This is a genomic window from Lysinibacter sp. HNR, assembly GCF_029760935.1.
Classification (GTDB): Bacteria; Actinomycetota; Actinomycetes; order Actinomycetales; family Microbacteriaceae; genus HNR.
The window spans coordinates 1302198-1324520 of sequence record NZ_CP121684.1 but is presented as its reverse complement, the minus strand read 5'-3'; the positions used below and the strand labels follow the sequence as shown (position 1 = coordinate 1324520).

General features: G+C 55.3%; 24 protein-coding genes. 2 read left to right on the top strand and 22 right to left on the bottom strand.

All coding sequences use genetic code 11. The features are described from left to right. Positions 1-166: 166 nt before the first annotated feature. Positions 167-3025: a hypothetical protein gene (locus tag FrondiHNR_RS05860; protein WP_279354305.1), complete on the top strand. Its 2859-nt coding sequence runs from the start codon at positions 167-169 to the stop codon at positions 3023-3025. Here FrondiHNR_RS05860 and FrondiHNR_RS05855 read toward each other — a convergent pair. From FrondiHNR_RS05855 to ffh, 22 genes are all read right to left on the bottom strand, one after another. Next, positions 3022-3777, bottom strand: coding sequence for an alpha/beta fold hydrolase (locus FrondiHNR_RS05855; protein WP_279354304.1), 756 nt, complete (start codon positions 3775-3777; stop codon positions 3022-3024). The two genes, FrondiHNR_RS05860 and FrondiHNR_RS05855, sit on opposite strands and share 4 nt — an antisense overlap. Before the next feature lie 2 nt (positions 3778-3779). Next, a complete protein-coding gene (locus FrondiHNR_RS05850; protein WP_279354303.1) occupies positions 3780-4088 on the bottom strand; it encodes a hypothetical protein in 309 nt (102 codons plus the stop codon). A gap of 30 nt (positions 4089-4118) precedes the next feature. Continuing rightward, positions 4119-4799: a transglycosylase SLT domain-containing protein gene (locus tag FrondiHNR_RS05845; RefSeq protein ID WP_279354302.1), complete on the bottom strand. Its 681-nt coding sequence runs from the start codon at positions 4797-4799 to the stop codon at positions 4119-4121. 56 nt (positions 4800-4855) lie between these two features. Further along, positions 4856-5407: a DivIVA domain-containing protein gene (locus tag FrondiHNR_RS05840; protein ID WP_279354301.1), complete on the bottom strand. Its 552-nt coding sequence runs from the start codon at positions 5405-5407 to the stop codon at positions 4856-4858. Positions 5408-5467: 60 nt separating this feature from the next. Next, on the bottom strand, positions 5468-6451 hold the full coding sequence (locus FrondiHNR_RS05835; RefSeq protein ID WP_279354300.1) for a phosphatidate cytidylyltransferase: 984 nt from the start codon (positions 6449-6451) through the stop codon (positions 5468-5470). A gap of 5 nt (positions 6452-6456) precedes the next feature. After that, complete coding sequence (gene frr, locus FrondiHNR_RS05830; RefSeq protein ID WP_279354299.1) at positions 6457-7011, bottom strand: ribosome recycling factor; 555 nt, start codon at positions 7009-7011, stop codon at positions 6457-6459. Between the two features lie 48 nt (positions 7012-7059). Next, complete coding sequence (gene pyrH, locus FrondiHNR_RS05825; protein ID WP_279354298.1) at positions 7060-7776, bottom strand: UMP kinase; 717 nt, start codon at positions 7774-7776, stop codon at positions 7060-7062. Between the two features lie 138 nt (positions 7777-7914). Then, positions 7915-8742 (bottom strand): translation elongation factor Ts, encoded by an 828-nt coding sequence (tsf, locus tag FrondiHNR_RS05820; protein ID WP_279354297.1) that lies wholly within the window; start codon positions 8740-8742, stop codon positions 7915-7917. A 29-nt stretch (positions 8743-8771) separates the two neighbouring features. Beyond that, positions 8772-9641 (bottom strand): 30S ribosomal protein S2, encoded by an 870-nt coding sequence (gene rpsB, locus FrondiHNR_RS05815; protein ID WP_279354296.1) that lies wholly within the window; start codon positions 9639-9641, stop codon positions 8772-8774. Between the two features lie 1065 nt (positions 9642-10706). After that, on the bottom strand, positions 10707-11705 hold the full coding sequence (locus FrondiHNR_RS05810) for a tyrosine-type recombinase/integrase (protein ID WP_279354295.1): 999 nt from the start codon (positions 11703-11705) through the stop codon (positions 10707-10709). A 33-nt stretch (positions 11706-11738) separates the two neighbouring features. Further along, positions 11739-13127 (bottom strand): DNA-processing protein DprA, encoded by a 1389-nt coding sequence (gene dprA, locus FrondiHNR_RS05805; protein ID WP_279354294.1) that lies wholly within the window; start codon positions 13125-13127, stop codon positions 11739-11741. A gap of 1 nt (position 13128) precedes the next feature. Continuing rightward, positions 13129-14733, bottom strand: coding sequence for an ATP-binding protein (locus FrondiHNR_RS05800; RefSeq protein WP_279354293.1), 1605 nt, complete (start codon positions 14731-14733; stop codon positions 13129-13131). Continuing rightward, positions 14734-15090 carry a YraN family protein gene (locus FrondiHNR_RS05795; protein ID WP_279354292.1) on the bottom strand — a complete coding sequence of 119 codons (357 nt, stop codon included), beginning with the start codon at positions 15088-15090 and terminating at the stop codon, positions 14734-14736. Between the two features lie 118 nt (positions 15091-15208). Next, a complete protein-coding gene (locus FrondiHNR_RS05790) occupies positions 15209-15532 on the bottom strand; it encodes a DUF2469 domain-containing protein (protein ID WP_279354291.1) in 324 nt (107 codons plus the stop codon). A gap of 21 nt (positions 15533-15553) precedes the next feature. Further along, positions 15554-16240: a ribonuclease HII gene (locus FrondiHNR_RS05785; RefSeq protein WP_279354290.1), complete on the bottom strand. Its 687-nt coding sequence runs from the start codon at positions 16238-16240 to the stop codon at positions 15554-15556. Positions 16241-16247: 7 nt separating this feature from the next. After that, the gene (lepB, locus tag FrondiHNR_RS05780; RefSeq protein ID WP_279354289.1) at positions 16248-16934 is read right to left on the bottom strand and encodes a signal peptidase I; all 687 of its coding nucleotides are present in this window, start codon (positions 16932-16934) and stop codon (positions 16248-16250) included. A gap of 90 nt (positions 16935-17024) precedes the next feature. After that, positions 17025-17372: a 50S ribosomal protein L19 gene (gene rplS / locus FrondiHNR_RS05775; RefSeq protein ID WP_279354288.1), complete on the bottom strand. Its 348-nt coding sequence runs from the start codon at positions 17370-17372 to the stop codon at positions 17025-17027. Between the two features lie 166 nt (positions 17373-17538). Further along, positions 17539-18363 carry a tRNA (guanosine(37)-N1)-methyltransferase TrmD gene (gene trmD / locus FrondiHNR_RS05770; protein ID WP_279354287.1) on the bottom strand — a complete coding sequence of 275 codons (825 nt, stop codon included), beginning with the start codon at positions 18361-18363 and terminating at the stop codon, positions 17539-17541. A gap of 48 nt (positions 18364-18411) precedes the next feature. After that, entirely contained in the window at positions 18412-18981 is a 570-nt protein-coding gene (rimM, locus tag FrondiHNR_RS05765; protein WP_279354286.1) for a ribosome maturation factor RimM, read from the bottom strand. A gap of 89 nt (positions 18982-19070) precedes the next feature. After that, positions 19071-19307 (bottom strand): RNA-binding protein, encoded by a 237-nt coding sequence (locus tag FrondiHNR_RS05760; RefSeq protein WP_279354285.1) that lies wholly within the window; start codon positions 19305-19307, stop codon positions 19071-19073. A 3-nt stretch (positions 19308-19310) separates the two neighbouring features. Further along, positions 19311-19751 carry a 30S ribosomal protein S16 gene (rpsP, locus tag FrondiHNR_RS05755; RefSeq protein WP_279354284.1) on the bottom strand — a complete coding sequence of 147 codons (441 nt, stop codon included), beginning with the start codon at positions 19749-19751 and terminating at the stop codon, positions 19311-19313. A 196-nt stretch (positions 19752-19947) separates the two neighbouring features. Next, positions 19948-21507 (bottom strand): signal recognition particle protein, encoded by a 1560-nt coding sequence (gene ffh, locus FrondiHNR_RS05750; protein ID WP_279354283.1) that lies wholly within the window; start codon positions 21505-21507, stop codon positions 19948-19950. 126 nt (positions 21508-21633) lie between these two features. On the opposite strand from ffh, the gene lipB reads away from it, so the two are divergent. Beyond that, the gene (gene lipB / locus FrondiHNR_RS05745; protein WP_279354282.1) at positions 21634-22323 is read left to right on the top strand and encodes a lipoyl(octanoyl) transferase LipB; all 690 of its coding nucleotides are present in this window, start codon (positions 21634-21636) and stop codon (positions 22321-22323) included.

The following is a 22323-nucleotide window of genomic DNA, read 5'->3' as shown; positions in this document are numbered from 1 at the left end:
TCTATATTTGTCCCATTAAGTATGGGACATCCAGGTGTACAGAGCCTGAAAACAACTTATTTTACAATTATGCGCTGAGAGAACCGCCCCCATAACCTATAGAATTGGCACATAAATCATGAATTGAGCGGAAACCTAAACCCGCCACGTCCCACGGAGAAGGTCTGTGTCCGAACACAAGAGCATTTTTAACCAGTCATTTCGCGGTTATGACCGTGAAGAAGTTGATCGGGCAGTATCCGCGCTAAACGCCGAGATCGAAAAACTCAAACAGCACAACCAAGAGATCTTGGCCGAGCAAAAAGCTCTCAAAACTCACATAGGTGAACTCACCATTGAGGTAGAGGAGCTTGAATCCACGGGATACACAGGGCTCGGCACCAAGCTAGAAGACAGCCTTCAGCGGGCGGAGGAACATGCCGCCAGGGTTATCGCCCAATCAGACCTTGATGCCGAGAAACTCCGACGCAGCACAGAAGCTGAAACACAGAGGCTTCTCTCGCAGGCAGAGCAGCGGGCCGAACAACTGGTCACAAACGCTCGGGAAGAAGCAACCACCCTGATCGCTGGTGCAAAACGCGATATTGCAGAATCCACCGCGCGATCAAACTCCGAGAAAGAAGAGCTTCTCACGGAAGCTGCACGTGAAGCACAAGCAATTCGCCACGCCGCAGCAGCCGAGTCTGCCGAAGTTCGGGCCGCCGCGTCACAGTTTGCTGAGGCTGAAAGAACCTCTGCCAACCGGGAAGCCGCCGAATTGCTCTCTGCGGCCCAGCAAAAAGCCAGCGCCCTCATCGCTGAAGCAGACGAGCGAGACCGTCTAACCGCCGCGGAGCGCGACCAGAACACGCGTGATCTTCAGCTCGCACGTACCGAGCTTCAGCAGAGCACAGAACGCTCTCGTGCCGAACTGACCGAAGCAACCGAACGCGCCCGGCTCGAGCTAGAAGCGCAGGCAACAATCCGTAAAAACGAGCTTGACTCCCGTGCCGAAACCCAGCGCATTCAACTTGAGACAGAACTATCTCAGCACCAAGCTCGCATAGCACACGAATACTCGGAACACGAGAGCACTATCCGTCGAGAACGGGAGCAACACGAGACTAGGCTCGAAGAGGAACGCTCCGCTCAGCAGCTCCAGCTTGACACTGCTCGATCTGAGCAAGCGGATTCTCTTGCAACCGCTGCACGCGAGCACGAAGCCGAGCTGAACCTCAAAACCGCGGAACAGCAGGCCCAGCTCGCGCTCGAACGAGATCAGCACTCTCGCCTTCTGGCAGACCAGGCGTCTGCCGCGCACCAGACGCTCGCTGATGAGCGCGCTGCACACGAAACACAACTCGAAGCCGCACGCCTCGAACAGACCCAGAGCCTCCAGGTCGAAGCCGATCGGGTGCAGTCCAAGCTTAAGCGTGAGCGTGAGGCACAGGCCGCCTTTATCGCCAACGAACTCGCGGAACACAGCGAAAAAATTACCCTTGAACGTAGCGAGCACGACTCGGCAATTCTTCGTGAACGCACCGAACACGACGAAGCAATTGCTCGCGAGCGGGCAGACCACAATGCACTCATCGCCCGCGAACGCACCGAACACGACGGGCTTATCACCCGCGAACGCACCGAACACGACACACTCATTGCCCGCGAACAGGCAGAACATAACGAAGCAATCGCCCGCGAACGAGCCGAACACGACGCACTCATTACCCGCGAACGAGCCGAACACGACGAAGCAATTGCTCGCGAACGAGCCGAACATAACGCGCTCATCATCAGAGAACGCACCGAACACGACGATCTCCTGACCCGAGAACAAGCGGGTCAGGCAAATGCCCTCGCAGCGGAACGCGTAGCATTTGAAGCACAACTGAGCGCCGAACGCACGGCGTTTGATGCCCAACTTACCGCCGAGCGTGAAGAACATAACCAAGCTCTCACCATGAGCACAGAACGTGCCCAGCACGAGGCTGAGCGCCTGTTGCAGGAAAACAATGCGGAGCTTGCACGCCTCAGCGAGGAGTCAGCGGCCGAGATATCCAGGGAACGCTCTTCCCACGAACAAACTCTCGCAAACGAGGTAGAGGGGCATCGTGCCCGGCTTGCACACGAGCAGAGCCTTCATGCTGAAAAAATCGCGCGGGAAGAAGAAGCAGCCCGCACAAGCATCACGGAGAGACAGCACGCCAGTGTGGCCGAAATCGGGCGGCAGCAAGAAGAGCACCGAATCACGCTCGAGATCTCAAAGAACAAACACGATGTCACGCTTACCCATGAGCGCGAGGAGTTTGACCGTGCGCTCGAAGCAGAACGTGAGGCTCACGAGATTTCACTCGCAGCGGAACGCGAGCAAACACGTGCCTCTCTCTCTAACGAGGTAGAGTCGCTCCGTTCGGCGGTCAAAGCTGAGACCGACACGCTTCGTGCCAACACCCTCTCTGAGCTCGCCGATATTCGTCACCGCCAAGAAGAAGAGCTTGCTTCACAAGTGACCCAGACCCGCGAGACGGTCGCGCGCATGAACGCTGATCTTGAAAAAGAAAAACGCGAGACCGCTCAAGAACTTGCAACAAAACGAGACGAGGCGGAGCGTGCGCTCGCTGAACGTCACGACGCTGCTTCAGCAGAAATCCAGGGCTTCCTGGACGAGGCAACCACACGCCTCACCGAGCTCCGTACCCTAACCGAAGAGCGACGTGCTGAACTAGACTCTCTCACACTGTCAGCACAAACAGCGGCACGCACCATCCGCGATGAGGCAGAAAAAACAGCGCACGATATCGTGACCGATGCGGAAGAACGTGCACATCGCATGATCTCTGAGGCGGAAGATCGTACCAGCACAATCCTTGCTGCGGCCGAAGAACGTATGACACAGCTCAAGGTTGAACGCGGTGCGGTAGCCCGCTACTTTGAGAGCCTGCGAGATGTTCTTACCAACGCGCAGCATATGACAGAGCGTGCGGATAAAGAGGCGGTCAAAGAACCGCTCCACCAGGATACCCCGGTAGAAACAGAGGAGCGCTAGCGCATATTGTGGTTTGGTGTCACAACAAGCGCGGGGTCAACCGTGTGTGGCAGTGGTGCAGCTGACGGGTTAACCAACCCCACAATCTCGTTAAGCACCCGACGGGTTTGCGTCTCCCCCACCCACAGGTGACGCCCGCCCTCAATCGGCACAACACGGATATTTGGTGCCACTGAGAAACGCTGGGCCGCCTCCTCAGGTCTAAGATAGTCATCGAACTCCGGTATGAGGGCAACGATGGGTCGAGTGTCCTGCGCCCAGGCCATGACTTCGGACTCGGTGGTTCTATGAAGCGGGGGCGACAGCAGGATAGCTCCCTCGATGGGATAATTCTGCGCATATTTGAGGGCAAGCTCGGTGCCAAAAGACCAACCGATGATCCAGGGTTTTGGTAGCTCGTGATCCTCCACAAACGCCATCGCTGCCTCAACATCGTGCTGCTCTGTAACTCCCTCGCCAAACGCCCCCTCACTTGTTCCCCGTGGCGACACGGTGCCGCGCGTATTAAAACGCAAAACAGCTATGTCAGCCAGCGCCGGTAAGCGAAACGACGCTTTTTTATAGATGTGCGAGTCCATGAAACCACCAGCCGTGGGCAACGGGTGGAGCGTAACCAGGGTTGCCTGAGGCTGACGCTCACGGGGAAGGGCTAATTCTCCCACCAGGGTGAGCCCGTCTCGCGTATGCAAGTCAATATCCGTGCGGTGCGCGTCAAGAACCGTTCCACTACGGATTTCTACGGCTTCAGCCATGGTCATCTCCCCGTATTCCAGCAGTGATTATGCCAGTGTCGTCTGGCGGCCAGGTCGGCACTATCGCCGAGGACCCCATCGGCTCGCCACACGACAACGTGCTCAGTGCCAATATCGATAGTCTTCTCGCAGCGGGGACAACGATACTCTTTCAGCGCCCGAGAAGAGGACACCGGCTGAACATTCCATTCAAACCCGCCACGGATTTCTGTGCGTCGCCACCCTTGGGTGAGATAGCTCAGGTCAATCTCTTCTTCTGCAGAAGAAGAGTGTCGCCACGAACGACGGGAGGAGCGGCGAGGGCGAGACATAGCGTAAGTCTATCTGGTGAGAGACATACCTTAGTACCAGCCACTGCTCTGTGATTTTGCCCAGGCTCCGCAAGGGCTTCCATAACGCCCCTGAATATAACCGAGACCCCAACGAATCTGGGTGTCCGGATTTGTTTGCCAATCAGCACCAGCAGAGGCCATCTTGCTTCCAGGAAGCGACTGAGGAATTCCATAGGCACCCGAACTCTTATTCTGCGCGAGGTGATTCCACCCAGACTCTTTATTCCATAGAGCAACCAGGCAGTCGTATTCTGCTCCCGGGCCAACATAGCTCAGGGCGATTGCCTTGGCAGAACCGGGATCAGGCGTTCCCTGCGGTGGAGCTTGACCAGTCCCCTTCTCCTTCGAACCCAATTCTGGTTCAGGTTTAGGCTCCGGTTCCGGCTCTGGAAGCTTCACCACTTCAAAAGATTGGGCGCTAATGGATTCGCTCACGGCAACGAGGGTGTCACCGACCGCATAGGTCTGATACAGGCGATCGCTCTTCGAGAGAGGGATGACATCATAGGCTTGCGACTGAACCGAAAAAGCGGAGTATGGCCCGATCATGTTTACTACGACTAAACCCATCGCTGCGACCGCGGAAAAAGAGAACTTAACAAAAGAACTATTTCTACGGGAGAGGGCAGGGGACACACGACCAGAGGCCTGTGCCCCAGAATCGTCTACAGATTTACGAAGAAAAGCCACAATAGGCTCCATAGTATCCAATTGGCGCGGAAGAAGCCAGTGTCATCTTAGGTTGTTCAGCGAACGGACAGAATAATGTCAATGACATAGTCCAGAAAGAAATCGACCTGATCCTCACGATAGCCCCGTTTTTCCGGGAAAAAAGTAGCGTCTCGCACCTCTGTCAGAGTTAGCGGAACCCCCTCATCAAGATATGCAGCAACCCTGTCCGAGAGAGCATCAACTTGGGAACGATTGTATCCGTTTGCAAACAGTCCCGACCGTGAAAATCGCGATTTTTTGGGCCGGATTAAGCGACTTCGGACGTCCTCAATCTTTTGCTGCACCATCGCGTCCCATTCCTCCTGCCCCCCGTCACGAAGAATAGATTGCTTTTCTCGCTCAAAAAAGACCTCTTCGAGACGATCAAGGGCAGCATCAACATGACGTGCGGAATAGCCTCCACGCTGAAGGCTAAAAGAGATTCTTCTCAGGTCCGCGGCAGTAACCGAGACTTTTCCCGCAGCATCCTGGTTGTATGCTTCGCGAGCTTCCGCCAAAAAAGCATCCACCTGTGCAGCGTTATAAGCCTGCTTCTTATTTTTTGAACGCGGGAAGGTTGTACTCACACTGACTATTCTGCACTGTTTCGGGGGATATAGGGTACTCGGCGCGCGGAATTGCCTGGGCTAAGTTAGTGCAAACACCAGATAAACACCGTAGGTTGCGGCTGCCGAGGGAAGAAGGGAGTCTAAGCGATCGAGAAATCCACCGTGACCCGGTATCCAAGAACTCATATCTTTAATTCCGAGATCTCGCTTGATGAGAGACTCCGTCAGGTCACCGCCCGTGGCGGTCAACAAGAGCACAAATCCCAGGATCGAACCGGCCCACCAGGGGTAGCCCAGCGCAAAAACGGTGAGAAGGATAGCCGCTAATTGCCCAGCAAGGGCCGCGCCAACAAACCCCTCCCAGGTTTTATTCGGACTTATTCGCGGAGTCATCTTGTGCTTTCCTAGCGTGATTCCGGCGATATAAGCTCCAGTGTCTATTGAGACTACAACCGCAACAAAAGTGAATATCCACCACTCGCCGCTGGTTCCCTGACGCAAAAGAATGGTAAAGCTCGCAAAAAAAGCCACATAAACAAGCACCAGAACACCAGCGGCAAGATCTGTACCAAACTTGATCGTGCTTGACCGATGGCTGGGAAGAATCCAGAGTTCAATCGAGCGCCACACCGTCACAACAACCACACTGAACAGCAGGGAAACGAGCAACCCCACGGCACCCAGATAATACGTGCTAGCGACAACGCCGAGGGAAGCAAGAACAGCACCCAAACGTGGAACGTATCGGCCAACCGTCCTCACTGCTGTGGTGAACTCGAGAACGGTAACACCAACAATAGCGCCCACAAGAATCACAAAAAGACCGGGAAGAGCAAAGAGGCTAAAAAGAAAAACCGCACCAAAAAGAAGCCCACTCCCTACCGCCCAAAAAAGGTTACGACCGGCCTTTGCCTCTATTTTGGCGCTTGTTGCATCAATATGAGCTTTAGTTGCCTCAAATTGCGCTCGAATCTCATCGCGAGCGGCACCAAATTGCGCGTGGATATCGCCACGCTCCTGACCGTTTTTCTCCCGCTTTTTCGGGCGCTGTTCTTCAACCACGCCTGCTAAACCTCAAGAAGCTCAGCTTCTTTACGCTTAGAGGCGTCTTCAATAGCGTCGATGTGCGACTTTGTTGTTGACTCGAGCTCTTTTTCGGCGCGAGCGACCTCATCATCTCCCACCTCGGACTTTAACGCCTCAAGCTCATCTTTTGTTTTACGGCGCAGGTTACGGATAACCACTCGGGCATCTTCCGCTTTTCCTTTAACGATTTTGACAAACTCTTTGCGACGCTCCTCGGTAAGCTCGGGAATCGTAACGCGTACGATGTTGCCATCGTTTGTGGGATTAGCACCAAGATTTGGTGTGTCACGAATGGCTTGTTCAATGGCCTTAAGGGCGGACTTATCGTAGGGTGTGATGATGATTGAGCGGGCATCTTGGTTTTGGAGCGATGCAAGCTGGTCAAGGGGGGTAGGAGTGCCGTAGTAATCCACCAAAATCTTCTGAAACAGGGCAGGGTTTGCTCGCCCCGTTCGAACGGTAGAAAAGTCTTCTTTAGCCACTTCTACAGCCTTGGTCATCTTCTGGGAAGACTGTGTGAGGACATCAGCGATCACGGCAACTCCTTATTGTGTAATAACGATTCTAAGTCTACTGGAGTAAGGCTAGGAAGAATGTACCAGGGTACCAATCTCCTCGCCAAGGATCGCCGCGGTGACATTACCGGCGGGTTCCATACCAAAAACACGCATAGGCATCTGATTATCCATACACAGACTAAAAGCTGTTGAGTCAACAACTTTGAGCCCCTTCTGCAGGGCCTCCTGATAATGAATATTATCAATTTTAGTGGCGTTACTATCGTGGCGGGGATCAGCCGTGTAGACGCCATCAACCCCGTTTTTTGCGACCAAAACGATATCCGCTTTGATCTCAAGAGCACGCTGAGCCGCAACGGTATCGGTGGAAAAGTACGGCAGGCCCGCGCCAGCACCAAAAACAACCACGCGGCTCTTTTCCAGGTGACGAATTGCTCGGAGAGGGATATAGGTTTCAGCAACCTGGGTCATAGTGATCGCGGATTGAACCCGACACCCTACCCCGGCCTGCTCAATGAAGTCTTGAAGAGCAAGAGCATTCATCACGGTTCCGAGCATGCCCATGTAGTCTGCACGTCCGCGATCCATCCCCCGTTGCGAGAGCTCTGCACCGCGGAAAAAATTGCCACCACCCACAACAATTGCTACTTCAACCTGCTCTGTTGCCAGCGCGATCTCTTTTGCGATTGAGCTGACAACATCAGGATTGACACCGAGCTGTCCCCCGCCAAAGGCTTCTCCCGAAAGCTTCAATAATACGCGACGACGTTTAGTTTCTGGCATTGTGTTCCTTTACGTTCGAGATAAGCCACTCACAGATTACCCGATATGGGCGGATAAAGTCGGTTGCAGGCCTGAGTGCATAGTAAAAGGAGTCCGGGTCGTTGCCGTACCCGAACTCCTTTTAGCTAAGGATGAAACCTAAGCGCCAACCTTAAAGCGGGCAAAACCGCTCACGGTCAGACCAGCATCGCCGAGAACTTGGCTCACGCTCTGCTTGTTATCACGTGCATAGTCTTGATCCATAAGAACGATGGTTTTAAAGAAACCGTTGATACGCCCCTCAATAATCTTGGGCAGTGCGGCCTCAGGCTTACCTTCGTTTTGAGCAATCTCGGTGACAAGTTGCCTCTCCCGCTCGATATCCGCCGCGGGGACATCTTCTCGCGAAACGTAGAGGGGGTCGGCAAACGAAATGTGCTGCGCAACAGCACGGGCGGTTTCCGCATCATCTCCGGAGTAGCCCACAACCACACCAACCTGAGGAGGAAGATCCTTGTTGGTCTTGTGCAGGTAAACGGCAAACTTCTCGCCCTCTACAACAGCAACACCGCGCAGCTCAACTTTTTCTCCCAGAATTGCGGCCTCGTCTTGAATCGCGTCCGCGACGGTCTTCCCTCCGAGGGGGGCGGCAAGCGCGTCCTCCCGGGTACGAGCGCCGGCGGCAACAATTGAGTCAAGAACGGTGTTGGCCAAAGCGATAAACTTCTCGTTTTTTGACACGAAGTCGGTCTCACAGACGAGCTCTATCAGGGTTGTTGCACTACCGTGCTCTTGGGCAGCTACCAGCCCCTCACTCGCTGAACGACCCTCGCGCTTAGCAACACCTTTCATGCCTTTAAGACGCAAGATTTCGACCGCTTTTTCAATGTCGCCATCTGCCTCAATCAGAGCATTTTTGCTGTCTACCATTCCGGCACCGAGGCGCTCACGGAGGGTTTTCACTGCTTCTAGGCTGACATTAGCCATGTTTTAACTCCTCGTTATTAACGTGCAAATTACTTTGTGTCATCCGCTGCGGAACCCTCTGCGGCGGGGGCCTCTGTTGCAGGCTCCTCTGCGGCGGGTGCCTCAGGGACAGAAGCGGTGGCCTCCTCCGTCTCTGTCACGGGTGCAGCAAGGAGTTCGGTCTCCCACTCGGCCAGAGGCTCAGCGGGGGCATCTGAGGCATCAGACTTCTGGTGACGCTGAACCAGGCCCTCGGCTGCGGCATCTGCAACCACACGAGTAAGCAGCGCAACGCTTCTAATAGCATCGTCATTGCCCGGTATCGGGTAGTTAACGTCATCGGGGTCACAGTTGGTGTCCAAAATTGCGATGACCGGAATGCCCAGCTTCTTAGCCTCATCAATTGCAAGATGCTCTTTTTTGGTATCAACAATCCAAATCGCCGAGGGCGTCTTGGTCATATTGCGAATTCCACCCAGGCTCTTGTGCAGCTTGTCGAGTTCACGCTTCTTGAGGAGCAACTCTTTTTTGGTGAAGCCGCTGGTGGTTCCCTCGTAATCAAGTTCTTCCAACTCCTTCATGCGGGAAAGACGCTGCGAAACCGTTTGGAAGTTGGTCAGCAGACCACCTAGCCAGCGCTGGTTCACATACGGCTGCCCCACGCGTGTAGCCTGCTCAGCGATAGCCTCCTGGGCCTGCTTCTTGGTTCCCACGAAGAGAATACTTCCCCCGTGTGCCACCGTGGTCTTGACAAAATCATACGCTTTGTCGATATAGCTCAGCGACTGCTGAATATCGATGATGTAGATTCCTGAGCGCTCCGTAAAGATGAAGCGCTTCATCTTGGGATTCCAGCGACGGGTCTGGTGTCCAAAGTGTACGCCGCTGTCGAGCAGCTGGCGAGTTGTTACAACGGCCATGGCCGTTCTCCTTTTCTGCGCCCCAAAATATGGAGCGCTTGTTTCGGTTGACCGATCACTGCGACGCAGTGATCCCTGGTGCCCGACACACAATGGCTCTCCATAAACGTTCTGTGAGGAACGTTTGGCGGAAGACCGAATATTGTGAATGCCTATCAGCGGGCACGCGTAGTCATCTTTTATTCAAAGATGCTGTAACAATGCTACCACCCCTCCGTCCCAATAACCTCTCCTCCACAGGAAGAGATTATTCAACTCTCAGTATTATTCCGGTATTTATCCCCTTACCTTTTCGCATACGGGGCATCATATGGTGCATGACCTTCTTCCCACGCTTATCATCACTGCTATTGGTCAAAACCGTTTATCGCTTTGTCCTCCCCTGCATACTCCTGTGTTTTGCACCCTCCACAACGCTCACACTCGCGATTCGACCACCAATTTTCACAGATCCCTTAGCAGTTCAGTCCGAGAAAGCCGGACGGCAGCACCCGTCCTGGTCATTCCCTCTTGAGGCCCCCTATCAACTCCATAGGCCTTTTATCGCTCCGGAGACTCCCTACGCCGCCGGACACCGCGGGATCGATGTTAAGACCGGGGCCGCAGTTCAGCTGTCTGCGCCCGATGACGGAGTTGTACATTTTTCTGGGACGGTGGTAGACAGGGCAGTGTTATCTATTCGGCACTCCGGTGGTTATATTTCAAGTTTTGAGCCGGTTCAATCGCTTGTTTTAGCGGGAGAAGCTGTCACCCGCGGTCAGGTCATAGCCACCGTTGATTCCCACTCACACTGCAACGATACCGTCTCTACGTGTATACACATCGGAGCACGATTCAACGGGGAATACCTCAACCCGATGATCCTCTTTGGTCTGATGAGCAAGCCCGTTCTGCTGCCGTCGCATCCCTCAGTAATGCCAGCACCGAGAACACAGCCCAGCTATCCACACGCAAGGCAGACGTTGACCCGTTCTGTGATCCAGCCGGACAAGACCTCCAGGCGTCTACGCGCGAGCATAGGCAGCGCGGGACTCCAGTGTGAAATCAAATCGGACACGCAGTCGTCTATGCACGAGGGTGAGCAGCTCGATAAGTGCGGGCTAGACGCTCGGCCGATACGTGCGTATAAATCTGGGTGGTGGCCAGGCTTGAGTGCCCCAGCATTTCCTGCACCGCTCGCAGATCCGCTCCCCCGTCAAGAAGATGGGTCGCCGCAGTGTGGCGTAGAGTGTGGGGACCGTTACCTCCGGTACCGGGAATCTCTTGAAGAACACGGGCAACAACAGCGTATATCGACCTCGACCCCATCCGCAGGCCTCTCCGACTCAAAAAGAATGCGCCCCCCTCGGTACGAGCGCTTGTTATTCCTGTTGGCTTGTGTACGATTTTTTGGTTTAGAAGGAGCGCCCGCCCGTGCTCCGCATACGTATACAAAGAAGAAGCCGCGGGAACACCAAAAGGCACAACCCTCTGTTTATCACCCTTACCGGTAACCCTCACGGTAAGCCTCTCAAAGTCAACATCACCAAGATTAAGACTCACAGCTTCGGACACCCGAAGCGCAGAACCGTATAAAAGCTCCAAGATGGCGCTATCGCGCTCCGCTACGGGGTCCTCCGTTTTAGCCTGTTCCGCAAGCATCGCCAGGATAGTGTCGATCTGAGAGTGGGATACCGTACGCGGAAGGTGCTGCTCCGCCCTAGGACCGGTGAGCCGAGAGGCGACGTCTGTATCACGGTAGCCATTTTTATAGAGCCAACGGCTAAACATCTTGATTGACGCGGTGCGACGAGCAAGCGTGCTCCTGGCGATTCCTTGACTCTGTGCGTCCCACAACCAGTCACGAAGATCGTCAAGCTCAAACCATTTTTTCGTAGGTGAGTGCGTATTCAAATATTCCTGAAGCGAACTAATATCGGAACGGTAGGCACGAGCTGTCTGTTTTGAGTACCCTCGCTCAGCCGCAAGGTATCCCACAAAATTATCGGCAGAGTGTTCAAGGCTCACACGTTTATTCTGCACCACAATATTGTAAACACCGGGGAACATGTTTGCGCTTGTCACATAATCGCCAACCCTTCCACGGGGAGACGGGTCTCACCGGTTCCGTAACCGCGGGGTTCTGATTGTGCTCGGCTTCACCGCTTTCCATCCACCCGAGGTTTCAGCGATGGCTCCCTCATAGAGGAGTTCCGCAAGTAACGCCCTCACCTCGGGAGGGCTATGCCCGGAGAGTCGAGCGAGTTCATCAACGCTACGTGCCCGACGTGTGCTGAGCGCATCCCATAGCCTCAGGTATTCTGGCGATTGTGCATGAGCTTCACTATCGTGTACAACAGGGTCGGAGTTCAGAGGGATGACGATTTCCCGTGCCTGCTCAGCCGTGGTAACACAGATAGCGTTGTACTCTCTGAGCAGGAGGTGGCACCCATCAGATGCGGTTGATGTGACAGGGCCGGGAACCGCGCCCAGAGGGCGTCCCAACGCCGCCGCATGTCCCGCAGTGTTGAGGGACCCTGAACGCCGCCCGGCCTCACAAACGATCGTTGCGTTTCCCAGTGCGGCTATGAGCCTGTTACGCTGCAGAAAGCGCCATTTTGTGGGAGAAAAACCGGGAGGCATTTCGGTCAAGATAGTTCCTTCACGCAGAATACGGGTGAATAGATCCCCGTGCCCACTCGGATAGAGTCGATCGATTCCCCCGGCTAATATTGCCACCGTATGCCCGTGTGAGGCCAGGGCTGAGCGATGGGCCATACCATCAATCCCGTAGGCACCACCCGACACCACGGTGACGCCGTGAGCTGCTAGCCCGGAGGCTATTTCAGCAGTCACCTGCTCCCCGTACCCCGTGGAAGCCCTTGCTCCCACCACGCTAAGAGCCGGTGCATTCCCTCGGTGTTTTTGCCCCCGTATCCACAGCGCATGGGGCCTATGCTCGTTCAGGTCGTTGAGCGATGCTGGCCACGAGCCAAAATCCGGTGTGCAGATTCGTGCCCCAATCTGCTGGGCTATCTCGGCGCCACGAAGCACCTCCGAGGACACCAGTCTCGGACGCCAACGTTCCATTGAGGTCCTGAGCACTGACAGCTCACGGATTTCATCCACTCGAGATTTTTCGCTCTCTTCTTCTCTCGTACCGCTTGTTGGCTCCCCCGTTTTTAGCGCTGTTGCATGTCCTGAAAATTTATCTTTACCCCTGGAGTCCAAGCAACCAAATGTTTTACCGCCCTCTGTTTCTTCAAGCAAAAGGTTCAACGCACCGGCGGCTCCGAGTTGCTCGATCAGAATGTGGGAGACCCTATCTCCTGGTTCGGCCAGACGGCTCCATACGGACCGCGCAAAAACCTCCGCAACCTTTTCTACGCTTGCTAACAGTGTGTCTTGGGGTTCACCCGGAACCCCAAGAACGGGATCGTGCGCAATGAGCTGCCGAACGGATTGATACACAAGTGAGCGTTGTAACCCAAATATGTTTTTGCCCATCTCACACCCCTCTCCTGAGGTAAAGCGCCTGGGAAACATGGCTTTTAGTGGGGGAAGCAGCGGCGTCAAGGTCGCAAAGAGTCCAGGCAATTCTTAAGACCCTGTCGTATCCGCGCATGGTGATGAGCCCCCTTTCGAGAGCACGGTCCACACTCACGGTTGTTTCGAGTGATAAACGCTGCCGCCTTTCACGCAGCCAGGAGCCTGGCACTTCAGCGTTTGTTCTCCAGGGAGTGTCCGCCAATCGCCTCGCTGAACAGGCTCTGGCCCGTTCAACCCGTTTTCGTGCCTGCGCGCTGGTTATTCTCTGGGCGCCGTCTGCTACCCGCAACTGGGCGGTGGTGATCCTATTCACGTTCAGGTGAATGTCTATTCTGTCTTTAATCGGCCCGGATATTCTCCCCAGATAGCGGCGACGGAGCGCCGGGGTACAAACGCACTCACCGTCGCGAACCCCGTAGTTACCGCACGGACAGGGGTTGGCGGCCATGACAAGCTGAAACTTTGCGGGGAATACGGCGGTAGCCCGTGCCCGTTGAATAACAATTTGCCGTGATTCAAGAGACTGCCGCAGTGAGTCTAAGACGGTGGCTGACATCTCGGGAACCTCATCGATAAAAAGTACCCCGCCCGAGGCCCGAGCCGCCGCCCCGGGACGAATAACAGCACTGCCCCCACCAACAAGTGCCGCAATGCTAATGCTGTGGTGGGGAGACTCAAAGGGGGGACGCACAATGAGCCCCTGTTCCAGGCTCTGCCCCGAAAGCGAATGCACACAGCTGGATTCAAGCGATTCTGCTTCGCTCAGGTCGGGCAGGATTCCGATGAGCCGCGACGCAAGCATAGTTTTTCCGGCACCAGGAGGCCCCACCATAAGAACGTTGTGCCCGCCTGCAGCCGCAACGATAAGAGCAGATACGGCCTCTTCATTGCCCACAATGTCCCCGAGGTCGCCATCGTTTTCCAGTTGCGCGCTCATATTCTTTATCTGCCGCTCCGCTGTCTCACTGGCAACTCTCATAGAGGCCGATGTCGGAGGAGTAACGGGGGCGGCATCCGACGGTGCTGCAGGTTCAGCCGGTGCGGGGGGATATTGCCCACCGTGCCATGCTGCCGCCTCGCGCAGGGTTGACACCGCAATGACTCGGATGTCGGGCACAAGCTCGGCTTCGCCCCTGTTTGCGATTGGAACCATCACCGTTTTTGCACCCGCCTTGCGGGCGGCAACGACGGCGGGGAGCATACCTGAAAGCGGGCGTAACCTTCCGTCGAGCCGCAGTTCACCCAGATGCACAACATCGCGGATGGACGCGGCAGGCACGCTTCCCGCGGCTGCAAGACCTGCCATAGCGATTGCCAGGTCGAACCCTGAACCCTGTTTGGGCAACGAGGCGGGAGAAAGGTTAACCGTAAGCTTACGATCGGTGAGCGGGCACCCGCTGTTGTTTGCTGCCACCCGAACCCTCTCTTTTGCCTCGGCAAGCGAGGCATCGGGAAGACCAATGATGACAAAACCCGGAAGGTTTTGGGACACGTCTGCCTCCACCTCTACCAGGTGCCCATCAAGCCCGGTCAGGGCAACACTGTGTGTACGCGCAACTGTCATTTAAAAAACACCACGCAGATGCTCAACTCTGGGGACACGACCGGGTACTCCTAACACCGCCACCGCGTCAATTCGTATCTTTACGGGTGGTGTCTCTTGTAACCGACACCACGCCCATCCTAAGCGCCGCAGCCGAGCAAGCTTTTCGGTGGTAATCGCTTCAAAGGGATGGCCAAATCGAGTGCTGCTTCGTGTCTTGACCTCGATAAACACCGTGGTTTCCCCGGAAACCGCGATGATATCGATCTCTCCCATATTGTTGCGCCAGTTCTGGTGGAGGATTGAGTAGTTTTTTTCTTGCAAAAATTCGGCCGCAACCGACTCACCCCACCGTCCCAAATCATCTTTGTATGCCATAACGTGCCTCCTGATTATCAGGATTCCACGGGCAACCTTCCGTTCGCGAGGCGAAGCGTCAAACAGTGGATAATCGTCTTTTTATTGGCAGTGTTGAGGAGAATCGCCCTCGGGGGTTTTATTCGTCGAGAGCTAACTCCTGCGGGATACTAAACTCGTGGTCTGAAAGCTCCTCAACGTTAACATCTTTGAAGGTCAAGACACGAACAGACTTCACAAAACGATCGGCGCGATAGACATCCCAGACCCACACATCACTCATAGTGAGCTCGAAGTAAAAATCGTTGCCGGCATCCTGTCGTTTTAGCTCAACGCTGTTGGCCAGGTAAAAGCGTCTCTCAGTCTCGACCACATAACGAAACTGAGTGACAATATCGCGATATTCACGAAATAGCGCAAGCTCTACCTCACGCTCATAATCTTCAAACTCATCTTCGTTCATACTGTAATCCTAGGGTGAAAGTTAGTCAGTGGTTGAACCGGTACCCCTGAGCCAACTCACTCGATGGTACTCGGTGGTTCCATGGTCGCTAATAGCACGGTAGTGCTGGGCGGAGCCGTACCCTTTGTTGCTTCCCCAACCGTAGCCGGGCATCCTCTCATCGAGCGCCTTCATCAGACGGTCACGCTCAACCTTTGCGAGAACCGAGGCCGCCGCAACACTCGCGCAATCACGATCAGCCCCCACCCGAGTATGTACTCGAAGTGGAGAAGAGAGCGCCGGGGAAAGCCAATCGTGCGAGCCATCTAAAAGCACGATGCTGGATCCCACTGTGGCTCCCGCCTCATACATCGTGATCAGCGCTCGCTTCCCCGCGAGTCCCAGGCAGGCGGAAATACCAAGAGTATCCACTTCCCGGGCTGAAGCGTACCCCACAGCCCGAAACAGCGCCCACTCAGCCGTAGCGGGGTAGACTGCTTCACGGCGCTTCTCCGTGAGTAACTTAGAGTCCCGCAGTCCCTCGGGAATCCTGCCGCTCGCCCGAGAGCAGGCCGCCATTCCCACCGCCACCGGACCCGCAATAGCGCCGCGCCCCACCTCATCGCATCCGATCACAAGAGAAACCTCGGGCTGCAAGAGGGTGTGCTCAAGCTCAAGCGTGGGAGGAACGTTTTTTGCGGAAAGCGCCTTCCTGGGGACCGAGCTCACAAGCTACCTACTTATCGTGAAAGAGGTCTGCACGACTGTTAAAAATGGTGAAGTGGTTCAGCGGCCAATTGATCATAAAAGCTGTGCCAACGACGTTCTCGATGGGAACAAAGCCGTCACCAGGCTTATCCCTGTTGTATCGCGAGTCGGCAGAAGCATTACGATTATCCCCCATGACCCAGAGTGAACCCTCGGGAACCGTAACTTTAAAATCAATCGCTGATGCCGGACTGTCCGATGAGGGAAGCTTAAGGTACGGTTCATCAACAGGTTCGCCGTTCACCAGGATTTTCCCCAGAGGGCTGCAACACTCCACGGTGTCTCCAGGAAGCCCAATGACACGCTTGACCAGATGTTCACCGCTATCTGTGGCGGAAAGACCAACCAGCTCAAGAAACCATTGAAGAGGAGACGGAGTGGTGGAAGCAGCGCGCGGAGTGAGCCAGCCGCCCGGATCTTCAAACACAACGATGTCACCACGCTGAAGGTCCTGCACATTGGGAACCAGCTGGTTGACAAGAATCCGATCATCAATCTGGAGGGTATTTTCCATTGATGACGAGGGGATATAAAACGATCGAACTAAGAACGTCCTTACCAGGGTGGAAAGCGTAAGGGCAATTAGAATAATGATCGCGAGATCACGAAGAAAAACGAGCACCCCACGTTGGCGCCGCGAAGATGCTGTGTTCATCGAAGTTTCTGTTCCTGTGTTGTCATTTAACCGCCTAGGCTCCACACCAGTCTAATGACTGTGTGGAGCCCAACCGAGTATTTATAAAATTTAGACCTCGCGCTTTTCGCGGATTTTTGCCTTTTTTCCACGCAACTCACGGAGATAATACAGCTTGGCACGGCGCACATCACCGCGGCTCACAATCTCGATCTTGTCGATCACAGGCGAGTGGATGGGGAAAGTACGTTCCACGCCAACCTGAAAGCTGATCTTGCGAACGATACAGGTTTCGCGTACACCGTGACCCGAGCGAGCTATAACAACACCCTGAAACACCTGGATACGCGTGCGATTACCCTCAATGATGTTCACGTGAACCTTGACAGTGTCACCGGCACGGAAATCAGGGATGTCTGACTTCAGCGATGCCTCATCAATAAAGTCCAACTTTTGCATGTTTTTTCGCTCTCTGCACCCGCCACAAGTCGAGTGCACACTAATAGGTTATTAATAAAATCATGGTGCGTGCCGCTCCAATTCTTCGGTTCCCTCATGGCAGAGCCGAATGGTGACACAAGGATCCATTATGCCACGGAATCGGAGCACAGACCAATAGCCACACTTATTCTTTAAGAAGATCGGGACGCACGCGGCGAGTCCGTTCCACGCTCTGCTCGTGACGCCACCTCTCAATCACCGCGTGGTTACCAGCGAGTAGCACGGGGGGAACTTCGTATCCACGCCACACCGAGGGTTTAGTGTAGCTCGGGTATTCAAGCAGCCCATCCTCGTGCGATTCCTCCGCAAGGCTCTCCGGGTTGCCAATAACCCCGGGGATGAGCCTACCGATCGCCTCGATCATAGCCATGGTGGCCACCTCCCCCCCGTTAAGAACGTAATCCCCGAGGCTTACAAGCCTGACACGCGCCCGAGTCTGCGCGTATTCAAAAACCCGCTGATCGATCCCCTCGTACCTGCCACAGCCAAATATTACGTGGTTTTCAGCCGCCAATTCTTTGGCCATAGACTGTCGAAAAACTTCACCCGCCGGCGAGGGAAAGATCACCAGGGGTGAATCTAGTTTCTCTTTGTGATGAACCGTAGCGTCCACCGAGGTTTCGGCGATACCCTCGACCTCCGCCCGACTCTCCTCGGCACTCGCCTGAAAACCTGCGGCCCCCGGTGCATCCACCCGAGCCTCTGCGGATTTTCCTGGCTCACCCTCCAGGATTAAATCGAGGGCCCTCCCCCAGGGTTCCGGTTTCATAACCATCCCCGCTCCGCCACCGTACGGTCTGTCATCAACAGTTCGGTGGCGATCATACGTAAAGTCCCGCAGATCGTGCACCGTGAGATCAATAACGTTGTTCTGCATGGCCTTGCCCAGCAGCGAAATATCAAGCACATCAAAAAAGGATGGAAAGATACTCACGATATCTATCTTCATGGTTACCTATTTCTCTGTGAGCAGCAGCCTATCGGGTGAGACAGGAGCCTAGGTGGTCTCTTCCTCAAAAAGTCCGTGAGGGGGCGTAACAGTGATGAATCCACCGTCGAGATCAACAGTGGGCACAATTGCCGATACAAATGGCACCATCACCTCTCCCGCTGAGGTCTCAACGATCAGAAGGTCCTGGGCAGGCATGTGCTCAATTCGGAGCACTCTACCGATACTGATCCCATCACGCCGAACCTCGAGCCCCGCGAGTTGATGGGCATACCAGGCGTTGTCACTCTCCGCAGCCTCTGAGGGGTCCTCCTCAATCCACAGGATTGCCTTTACTAGGGTGTCTGCCGCAGTTCGGTCATCCACACCCACAAAAAACACGACAGGGTGTGAGTTATACCAGCGAAGCTCTCGCAACTGAATTTTTTTGCCGTGCCACGGAGAAGTTTCCGGAACCTGAAGAGTAAATTCCGCGCCGGGAAAGAATCTGCGCTCGGGATCATCGGTGTATAGTTCGAGCCTGAGCGCACCCTTCAGTCCGTGAGCCTTGGTGAGCCGACCAACCCGCAACTGAGAGTTATTTTCGGATGGTGAGTGTCGGCCGCGTCGCGTCGCCACTATTCACTCACCACCAATCGAGCGCTGCTCATCTATTTGTGCTACCAGCCTGGGCCAAGCCCCGCTCCGCTCCACGATACCGAGCCGTCTTATTTGTCAGTGTCAACAACGTCGACACGGACACGGCGACCATCAGCCAGAGCCTCGACAACGGTGCGCAGCGATTGCGCGGTGCGACCCGAGCGTCCGATAACGCGGCCGAGGTCCTCGGGGTGAACATGCACCTCAAGAACCTCGCCGCGCCCGCCGCTCTTAGAAATGATCTGCACCTCGTCGGGGTTATCAACAATCCCCCGCACGAGGTGTTCAAGAGCCGGAACAAGCACGAACTAGGCCTTGTTCTCTTCAGCTGCTTCCACAGCGGAATCCTCAGCCGGCGACTCTTCAGCGGGAGTTTCTTCTGCCTTAGGAGCTGGAGTCTCGGTCTTGGGCTTCAGCACGGGCTTCTTCTTTTCGTCGGCGACAAAAGGAACCTTGGGCTCCTTTACTCGAACGGTGCTGACGGCATCCTTGTCACCCTTGAACTTGCCCCAGTCGCCCGTGAGCTTAAGCAGAGCGAGTACCTGCTCGGTGGGCTGTGCACCCACTCCCAGCCAGTAGAGTGCCCGCTCCGAGTCAATCTCGATCACCGACGGGTCCTCGGTGGGGTGGTACTTGCCGATCTCCTCGATCACACGACCGTCACGCTTGGTGCGTGAGTCCGCGACAACAACGCGGTAGTGGGGCGAACGGATCTTTCCGAAACGCTTTAAACGAATTTTTACAGCCACAATTTCTCCTGAAATGCTTTTAGTGTGGATGAACCGCGGCCGATTGCGTGGGTTTACACTCGGCGCGAAAGCTCTGAAAGGAATTTCTGAACCGCCTGATTAGAGGGTCGAGCGATTCAGACTCAACGACCTATTCTGTCATGTTTTTAGCCGATACGGTAATTGACGCGGCAGATTTCGTGAAAGAATCGCAGAACTATTTGCCCATCATTCTTTGCAGCGCGGCCATCTCCTCCTCGGTCGGCCCCTGAGACTTCCCCGGAGCTTTTCCAAGCCCAAATCCGGAGCCTGAGGTCTGAGGAGGTTCGGCTGCTGCTGATTGCGCGTCAAGAGCACGCTTTGCAGGGTTGCCCGAGCGAGAGCCTTTTTTCTTTGACTTTGCGTTCTTGCGCTTCCCGCCACCAAAACCACCACCGGGGACCGGGCCCATGCCCGGGATCTGGGGCATGCCTCCCTTGGCCACCGTTTTCATCATCTTGGCTGCCTGCTCAAAGCGATTTACCAGACCATTGACGTCGGTCACGGTCGCCCCGGAACCCCGCGCAATACGCAGCCTGCGCGAACCGTTCAGAAGCTTGGGGTTGGCTCTTTCCGCCGGGGTCATCGACTGGATGATGGCCTCGGTGCGCCCGATTTCTTTTTCATCAAAATTATCAAGCTGCTCACGCATCTGTCCCATTCCGGGAAGCATACCCATCATCTTCTTGATGTTTCCCATGTTGCGCAACTGCTGCATCTGTTTGAGAAAATCATCGAGAGTAAAAGTATCGGTGGCGAACTTTTCGGCAACCTTACGAGCCTCTTCCTCGTCAAAGGATCGCTGCGCCTGCTCGATGAGCGTGAGCATGTCTCCCAGATCAAGGATCCGGCTTGCCATACGATCGGGGTGGAACGGCTCAAAGTCGTCAAGCCCCTCACCCGTGGAGGCAAAGATAATCGGGCGTCCGGTCACACTGGCCACGGAGAGCGCGGCACCACCTCGGGCATCACCGTCGAGCTTTGTGAGGACCACGCCGGTAAAGTCGACGCCCTCCTGAAAGGCCTTTGCCGTATTAACCGCGTCTTGCCCAATCATCGCGTCAATAACAAAAAGAACCTCGTCGGGGTCTATTGCCCGACGAATGTCTGCGGCCTGCTTCATGAGCTCTGCATCTACGCCCAGGCGCCCGGCCGTGTCGACGATAACCACATCGTACATTTTGTCGTTTGCGTAGGTAATGGAGTCTTTTGCGACTCTCACGGGATCACCAACGCCGTTGCCTGGTTCCGGCGCAAAAATGGCTACGCCGGCCTGCTCAGCGACAACGCTCAGCTGGGTCACGGCGTTGGGTCGCTGCAGGTCCGCTGCAACGAGGAGCGGTTTGTGACCCTCTCCCGCGAGCCACCGTGAGAGCTTGCCCGCCAGGGTAGTTTTACCTGCTCCCTGAAGGCCCGCAAGCATGATCACCGTGGGTGGATTTTTTGCAAATTCCAGACGGCGCTGCTGGCCACCCAGAATCTGAATGAGCTCCTCGTTGACGATCTGGACAACCTGCTGCGCGGGGTTCAACGCCCTGTTAACCTCATCGCTGAGGGCACGCTCACGCACCGAGCCTGTAAACCCCTTCACAACGTCGAGGGCAACGTCGGCATCAAGTAGCGCGCGGCGAATTTCGCGCACGGTGCCGTCGACATCCGAGGCAGAGAGCTTTCCCTTCGTGCGAAGGTTTTTAAATGTGTCGGCAAGCCGATCCGAGAGATTTCCAAAAGTAGCCATGACTCCCCCAGTCTACTATCCACCGCCGCACCGCAAACACTAACAGGGCACTCACAGAAAAAGTATCGAAATATCAAGCAAAAACGCGTTAAGTGACCAGCGTCCATTAATAGTAGGATACTTCGTATGGTCTCATTCTTGACACCCGGGTACGCACCCTCCTACCTCGATTACAGCAAGGGGCTAGATCTACAACGCGTAACCCATCGGGCTGTTGCAGACAACACCTGTCCCAACTCGGTGATCCTCTGCGAGCACAATAACGTTTACACGGCGGGAAGCCGCACCGAAGAAAAACACCGCCCCAGCGCCTCACACCCCATACCTGTTATCGACGTGGATCGGGGTGGCAGCATCACCTGGCACGGACCGGGACAGCTCATCGGTTATCCCATCGTGCGTTTACCGGAGGCAAAAAACGTGGTGGGATTTGTTCGACTTCTTGAATCAGCTCTTATCAACGCGCTCTCCGATCACGGCATCGTGGGCAAGCGGGTTCACGGGCGCTCGGGGGTCTGGATCGCCTCGAGTACCGGTCACAATAAGATAGCGGCCATCGGCCTACGCGTTTCCCGCGGAGTAACAATGCACGGCTTTGCGCTTAACTGCTCCAATAGCCTCACCCCCTACGAACACATCACAGCGTGTGGAATCTCCGACGCCGGAGTCACCACCGTGTCGCTTGAGGCTCAGCGGATAGTATCACCTACGGATATTGCCCCCTCCGTTACCACGCATCTCGCCTCGGCTCTCGCCTCATTTGGGATCGGCGAAACAACAGCACTTCACACAGAGAACGCAGCGCTTCGCAGATAA